The sequence below is a fragment of the Peribacillus sp. genome (assembly GCF_059453735.1).
The window spans coordinates 1-1,561 of sequence record NZ_JAZVJO010000360.1 but is presented as its reverse complement, the minus strand read 5'-3'; the positions used below and the strand labels follow the sequence as shown (position 1 = coordinate 1,561).

General features: G+C 36.1%; 3 protein-coding genes. All 3 read left to right on the top strand.

Going from position 1 to position 1,561, the window contains the following annotated elements; translation table 11 throughout:
- The first annotated feature begins 164 nt into the window (after positions 1-164).
- Positions 165-665 (top strand): hypothetical protein, encoded by a 501-nt coding sequence (locus tag AC52RT_RS11505; protein ID WP_495540873.1) that lies wholly within the window; start codon positions 165-167, stop codon positions 663-665.
- Positions 666-703: 38 nt separating this feature from the next.
- Positions 704-1,150 carry a DUF4304 domain-containing protein gene (locus AC52RT_RS11500; protein ID WP_495540872.1) on the top strand — a complete coding sequence of 149 codons (447 nt, stop codon included), beginning with the start codon at positions 704-706 and terminating at the stop codon, positions 1,148-1,150.
- A gap of 34 nt (positions 1,151-1,184) precedes the next feature.
- A partial coding sequence (locus AC52RT_RS11495; RefSeq protein ID WP_495540871.1) for a DUF6630 family protein occupies positions 1,185-1,561 on the top strand: 377 nt, incomplete at its 3' end.

The window sequence follows — 1,561 nt, the reverse complement described above, 5'->3', positions numbered from 1 at the left end:
GAGCGGACAAACTTCTATGGCTTTTACCGGCCCTGTGAAATTATATGAGAAGAACGGATTTGCCGAATTCAAGAACGACGGCAAAACGATCATAATGCGTAAGCATCTGAATTAAATTTTAAGTAGTTTGGAATGATAAATTATCAGTATATGATACAGAGGATGTGGATTTGGTCGAAGATTTAATCGAACAGTATTTTTCTCAAAGAGATGTTGTGAAAAGGCATCATCTTCTTAAGGCTATAACCTTTAAGTGTGAGTTTGCTTCCAAAGAGTTTTTTGAAAGAGCTTTTAAGAAAGAACGTAAGTTGGAAGAAAAACTGACAGCGTTAAGAGGGTATGCTTTTTATGCTTCTGAACAGGAGATTGAACCCTGTGTTAATAAACTGCTTGAATCTGTTATGAAAGTCCCACAAACTACGCCTTACGCATATAACTTATATGAGGATATGAGGGCAGCATACCTCCTTCCATACCTTGTAAAAACGTATAATTATCCATGTTTCATTAGACTAAGTAATCAAGTTGAAAAGCAATACGAAGCTATGCCGGATGTTTTTAAAAATATATATAGCTATGATGAAAATGGTGAGTATTATGAAATACGTGATCCGGATGAAGTGCAAAAATCATGGGATACTTTTTGGAAACATAAACGTTCATAATATAAACAGTATAGGCAACCAGTATAAGGATACTATTCATGAATATAAGTGAAGAAGAACTGATTGAATATGCAAAACCTGTTTTAAAAGGACAAGGTTTTCTTAAAAAGACTAAGCGGTGGACCAAAGTCACCGAGCATTTTACATATTGCTTCTTTATACAAGGAAGCAGCTTTAGTAAAGAAGATTATTATGTTCGCTTAGGAATAATCATTAATGATATCGATGTGCCGGTACCATCATATGGTCATTTTTCTATTGATGTTCCTGTAACAACAAAAGAGGACGTACTACAGAATTCCTTTGATTTCTTTTCGCAATGGTCAAGTATTGATAATCTGAAAAAGTGTGTGATAGACTTCATTAAGTGGGAGAAAAGAAATCCAATTGAGAATAGGCGTACAGGAAACGTAGATTGTAATCCTGATTATCCATGTCTGTTTACTTTATCCGATAATGCAAAAGAGGCTATTTTAAATCTTTAAACAGATTGAATGATTACCGTTTTTACCTAGAAAGATGAAAGAGAATTACAAGTTCGCAGAAACTGATTACAAGGCCGGGAGTGAAGATGTATTGTATGCACTTCAGGAAACGTTCAGGGATGATGTTCCCGAGCTGGATTCTGATGTCATGATATCTCTTGCAGAGAATTATTCCATGGAACAGACCCTGGATGTGATAAAGGCATTTGGACAGGAGCTTTCCAAATCTTATCTGCTCTTCACCGTTGAAGACGACAGCGATTCTTATGTCATGACCATAATACCGAGGGATGAGGAAGATGCCTTTGTCAGTAAGATGAAGGAATCAAAAAGAAAAGCAACATTAATGCTCCAGCCCAGGAAAAAGGCAGGAAGTCCTGCAAAAAGATTCGATTTCGGTAAGCAGATAAA